The sequence below is a fragment of the Sphingomonas hankookensis genome (assembly GCF_001619955.1).
In the GTDB taxonomy this organism is placed as follows: domain Bacteria; phylum Pseudomonadota; class Alphaproteobacteria; order Sphingomonadales; family Sphingomonadaceae; genus Sphingomonas; species Sphingomonas hankookensis_A.
The window spans coordinates 1-5,130 of the sequence record NZ_LQQO01000027.1; the positions used below are offsets into that span (position 1 = coordinate 1).

General features: G+C 68.6%; 5 protein-coding genes. 2 read left to right on the top strand and 3 right to left on the bottom strand.

The window, feature by feature from the left end:
• Positions 1–94: 94 nt before the first annotated feature.
• A complete protein-coding gene (locus AVT10_RS11185) occupies positions 95–382 on the top strand; it encodes a type II toxin-antitoxin system RelE/ParE family toxin (RefSeq protein WP_066691149.1) in 288 nt (95 codons plus the stop codon).
• A gap of 253 nt (positions 383–635) precedes the next feature.
• Positions 636–920: a CsbD family protein gene (locus AVT10_RS11190; protein ID WP_066691161.1), complete on the top strand. Its 285-nt coding sequence runs from the start codon at positions 636–638 to the stop codon at positions 918–920.
• A 260-nt stretch (positions 921–1,180) separates the two neighbouring features.
• On the opposite strand, the gene paoC is transcribed toward AVT10_RS11190, so the two are convergent.
• The 3 genes from paoC to paoA are packed head-to-tail and all read right to left on the bottom strand — an operon-like array spanning position 1,181 to position 4,948.
• Positions 1,181–3,370 carry an aldehyde oxidoreductase molybdenum-binding subunit PaoC gene (gene paoC / locus AVT10_RS11195; protein ID WP_066691152.1) on the bottom strand — a complete coding sequence of 730 codons (2,190 nt, stop codon included), beginning with the start codon at positions 3,368–3,370 and terminating at the stop codon, positions 1,181–1,183.
• Positions 3,371–3,374: 4 nt separating this feature from the next.
• A complete protein-coding gene (locus AVT10_RS11200; RefSeq protein ID WP_066691155.1) occupies positions 3,375–4,325 on the bottom strand; it encodes an FAD binding domain-containing protein in 951 nt (316 codons plus the stop codon).
• On the bottom strand, positions 4,322–4,948 hold the full coding sequence (paoA, locus tag AVT10_RS11205) for an aldehyde dehydrogenase iron-sulfur subunit PaoA (protein WP_066691158.1): 627 nt from the start codon (positions 4,946–4,948) through the stop codon (positions 4,322–4,324). Before paoA ends, AVT10_RS11200 begins: the two co-directional genes overlap by 4 nt.
• Between the last annotated feature and the right edge of the window lie 182 nt (positions 4,949–5,130).

Consider the following 5,130-nt stretch of genomic DNA (forward strand, 5'->3'; position numbering starts at 1 on the left):
CCGCCGCCCGCCGGTCCGTCGCGGCGGGGCAGGGCCGTGACCAGGATACCGTCGAAGCCGACTTCGCCGCCCGCCGCGCCGCGCTCGCGCCGGAGTGAAGGTCCGCTGGACGCCGGAGGCCGAGGCGGACCGACTGGCAATCTGGGACTATCTGTCCGTGCGCGATCCCGCCGCCGCCGTCCGCCTCGACCGGTCGTTCGGCGAAGCGGCCGCCGGCCTCGCCGACTTTCCCTTGTCCGGCCACGAAGGCGAGGTGCCGGGGACGCGCGAGCTCACCCCACACCGCAGTTACCGCTTGGTCTATGAAGTCGCCGACGACACCGTCTGGATCCTAGTCCTGATCCACGCCGCCCGCCTCTGGCCGCCGTTCCGCGCCGAATAGCCGCAGCGGGTCTGCCCGTCCGGCCAAGTCATGGTGCGTTCCGGTCGCGATCCTGCAAAGATACGCGCGCCATAGTGCAAAGATACCAGGATATATTCCGCTGGGTTCGGGGTTGTGCGTGCTCGTCGTTGCGCTTGGCGTCATCATGGCCCGCCCGCCGTTCATCGATGCGGACTTGCCCGTTCGCTGGCACGGGTTCGGCCTGACGATCCCGACGCGCGACGTTTCCCTCGCAATCGGACGGAGACCAACCATGAACATCGACACGCTGAACGGCGCGGCCACCGATCTGGGCGGCAAGCTGAAGGAAGGCATCGGCGCGGCGACCGGCAACGACAAGCTGCGCGGGCAGGGCAAGGCCGACCAGCTGGGCGGCACCGTGCAGAAGACCTATGGCGACGCGAAGGATGCGTTCGAAACCACCGTCCGCCCGCTGATCGATCAGGCGCGCCAGTTCGCGCGCGAACGCCCGTTCCTCGCCGCGACGCTGGCCGGCGTCGCCGCGATCGCGGTCGTCAACACCCTTCGCGGCGAATAACCGCCACCGCCGGCGGGTCGTGGCATCGCGGCCCGCCGGCAATGCCGTTCCCGACATGACGGGAGCGTGTGCTGCCTGACAGCGATCGTCCTCGTCCCATCGCCAATGCCCGTCGTCTGGCGGCGGAGGCCTTTGGCAGCTTCTGGCTGGTGGCCGGCGGCTGTGCGGCCGCCGTGTTGGCGGCGGGTGCCGGCGTCCCCGGGTCGATCAGTCCTCGGCAGAACAAGCATCACCCCGGACCAAGCCCGGGGCGACGCTACTCAAACCACCGCCGGCAGCTTGTCCAGATACTTGTCCAGCGTGATCGGATACTCCCGCACCCTGATGCCGGTCGCGTTGTACACCGCATTGGCCACCGCCGCGCCGACCCCGCACAGGCCCAGTTCGCCGACGCCCTTGGCCTTCATCGGATTGGCCTTTTCGTCCGCCTCGGCGAGGAACACGACCTCCTGATGCGGGATGTCGGCATGGACCGGCACCTCATAACTGGCGAGGTCGTGGTTGACGAACAGGCCGAAGCGCTTGTCGACCGCCAGCTCCTCCATCAGCGCCGACCCGACGCCCATCGTCATCGCGCCGATCACCTGGCTGCGCGCCGAGACGGGGTTGATGATCCGCCCCGCGGCGCACACCGCCAGCATCCGCTGGATGCGGGTCACCCCGGTATAGGCATCGACCGCGACCTCGACGAAATGCGCGCCGAAGGTGGCAAAGGCATATTGCTTGTCGAGCGCGCCGAACTCGATCCTGTCCTCGGCGCTGAGATCGCCGGCATCGCGCAAGGGCACCGCCCGTCCGCCGCCGCGCACCTGCCCGCCCTCGAACACCGCATCGGCGCCGAGGCCCAGCTTGGCCGCAACCTGTTCGCGCAGTTTGACGCAGGCGGCATAGACGCCCGCGGTGCTGTTCGGCGCGCCCCATTGCCCGCCCGACCCGGCCGACACCGGATAGGCGGAGTTGCCCAACCGCACCTCGACCGCCTCTACGGACACACCCATCATCTCGGCGGCGGTCTGGGCGATGATCGTGTAGCTGCCGGTGCCGATATCGGTCATGTCGGTTTCGACCACGACCCGCCCGCCGACCAGGCGCACCCGCGCCGCCGACTTCATGTTGACATGGTTGCGGAACGCCGCCGCCATGCCGATCCCGCGCAGCCATTTGCCCTCGCGCACCTGCCCCGGCCTGGCATTGCGCTTCGCCCACCCGAAGCGTTCCGCGCCTTCGGTCAGGCAGCGGACCAGCTGCCGCTGCGAAAACGGCTTGTTCGGGTTGGACGGATCGACCTGCGTGTCGTTCTTGATGCGGAACGCGACCGGGTCCATGCCCAGCTTTTCCGCCATCTCGTCCATCGCGACTTCCAGCGCCATCATGCCCGGCGCCTCGCCCGGCGCGCGCATCGCATTGCCTTCGGGCAGGTCGAGCACCGCAAGCCGCATCGCCGCCAGGCGGTTTGCCCCGGCATAGAGCAATTTCGTCTGGTTGACCGCCGCTTCGGGACCGCCGTCCGGCTGATCGCCCGATCCGCTTTCATGCGCGATCGCGGTGATCGTCCCGTCTTGCTGGCACCCGATCCGTATGCGCTGCTTCGTGGCGGGACGGTGGGTGGCGTTGTTGGCCATCATCGGCCGCGCCATCGCGATCTTGACAGGCCGCTTCGCCGCCTTCGCCCCCAGCGCCGCCAGCACCGCGTCCGCCCGCAGGAACAGCTTCCCGCCGAACCCGCCGCCGACATAGGGCGATTGCAGATTGATCTTGTCCTTGGGAATGCCCAGCGTCTTGGCCAGATCGCCGCGCCCCCAATCGACCATCTGGTTCGACGTCCAGATCGTCAGGGCGTCACCGTCCCAGCGCGCGGTGGAGGCGAACGGCTCCATCATCGCATGACTATGGTCGGGCGTGGTATATTCGGCGTCGAGCTTGACTGGGGCTGCGGCATAAGCCCCTTCGAAATCGCCGACCCGCGCCTCGGGCTTGCCGTCGTCACCCGGCGCCGGCTTGGCGCTAGCCAGCCCCTCTTCCAGGTCGAACCGGCCCTTGATGCGCGCAACATCGACCCGCACCAGCTGCGCAGCGGCGGTCGCCTGTTCGAAGCTTTCGGCGACGACCACCGCCACCGCCTGATGATAATGGTCGATCGCCGGCCCGGCGAGCAGCTTGACGGTGTTCATCCGCCCCTTGCCCAGCGGCCCCGCGCTGTCGGCGGTGACGATCGCCAGCACGCCCGGCGCAGCGCGCGCGGCGCTGAGGTCGATCGAGCGGATCGTCCCCTTGCCCACGCCCGCCCCGACGATCACGCCATAGGCCGCATTCGGCACGTCGCGGGCATGTTCGAACGCATAGGGCGCGGTGCCGGCGACCTTTTTCGGCCCGTCGATCCGCGCACGCGGACGGCCGACCACCATTTGCCGGTCGATCGGATTGGTGCCGGCGGGGGTTTCGAACTTCATGGAATTACCCCTTCGCCTGCGCGATGACGGAGGCCAGCGCGCGGGTCGCGAGCGGCAGTTTGAACGCATTGTCCTTGGTCGGCGTCGCGCCCTGAAACGCCCGGGCCGTCACGGCGGCAGCACCCTGCGGCAGCAACGCCTCGGCCGCCTCGACCCGCCACGGACGCGGCGCCACGCCGCCGAACGCCACACGCCCCGTGCCGTCGCGCTGGATCACCGCCGCGACCGACACCAAGGCATAGGCATAGGACGCCCGGTCGCGCACCTTCTCGTAAAAATGTTTGCCGCCGATCGGACGGGGCAGGGTGACCGCGGTAATCAGCTCGCCGGGTTTCAGCACCGTGTCGAGATCGGGCCGGTCACCCCATAGCCGGTGAAACTCGGCGATCGGAATCCGCCGCGTCTGCCCGCTGCCGTCGACCGTCTCGATAACCGCGTCCAGCACCCGCATCGCCACCGCCATGTCGCCTGGAAAGGTCGCGATACAGTCGTTCGACACACCGATCACGCCCAATTGCCGCGAATAGCCGCCGATCGCCGCACAGCCAGAGCCGACCTTGCGCTTGTTGCACGCCATGTTGGTGTCGTAGAAATAGGGACAGCGCGTGCGTTGCAGCAGATTGCCCGCCGTCGTCGCCTTGTTGCGCAACTGGCCGCTCGCGCCCGCCACGATCGCCCGCGTCAGCACGCCATAATCGCGCCGCACCCGGTCATGGGCGGCAAGGTCGGTATTGCTGACCAGCGCCCCGATCCGCAGCCCGCCATCCGACGTCCGCTCGATCCGGTCGAGCTTCAGATCCTGCACATCGACCAGATGAGTCGGCGTCTCCGCCTCCAGCTTCATCAGGTCGAGCAGGTTGGTCCCGCCGGCGATGAATTTCGCGCCGGGCCGGGTCGCGACGATCCGCGCCGCCTCGGCCGGGTCCTTCGCGCGCTCATAGGTAAATGCCTTCATGCGCCCGCGACCTCCGCCATGGCATCGGCAATGTTGGAATAGGCGCCGCAGCGACAGATATTGCCGCTCATCCGCTCGCGCAGCTCCATATTGGTCGCGCGCGGTTTGGCGGTCAGGTCGGCCTGCACATGGCTGGGGATGCCGCGCCGGATCTCGTCGAGCACCGCCACCGCCGAACAGATCTGCCCCGGCGTGCAATATCCGCATTGATAGCCGTCATGCTTGACGAACGCCGCCTGCATCGGGTGCAGCCGCTCGGGCGTGCCCAGCCCCTCGATGGTGGTGATCGCATCGCCGTCATGCATCACCGCCAGCGTCAGGCAGCTATTGATCCGCTTGCCCTCGACCATCACCGTGCACGCACCGCACTGGCCATGGTCGCAGCCCTTCTTGGTGCCGGTCAGGTGCAGATGCTCGCGCAGCGCATCCAGCAGCGTCGTCCGCGTATCCAGCGTCAGCTCGCGCACCGTCCCGTTGACGTTCAGCCGCACCGGCATCGCCGGCGGGGCAGGGGCGGGGGCCGCCTGCGTCGCCGACAATGGCGCCGCCACCAGCGCGGCCCCGGCCGCCCCGGCGGTCAGCACGCCACGGCGCGAGAGTTCGAAATCGGACGGTTCGCCCATGATGCTGCTTTCTGTTGCCCCGGATGCTGCGCAGACCAGGGCGCAGCGAAACTTGTAACGCCCGCGAACCGGTTTCGGGTGCAGGGGGCAGGGCGTTGGTACGCTAACCGACACCCGCGCCCGTTTCCTCCACCGTCAGCCCACCCCCACCGTCACCCCGGGCTCGACCCGGGGTCCCGCTT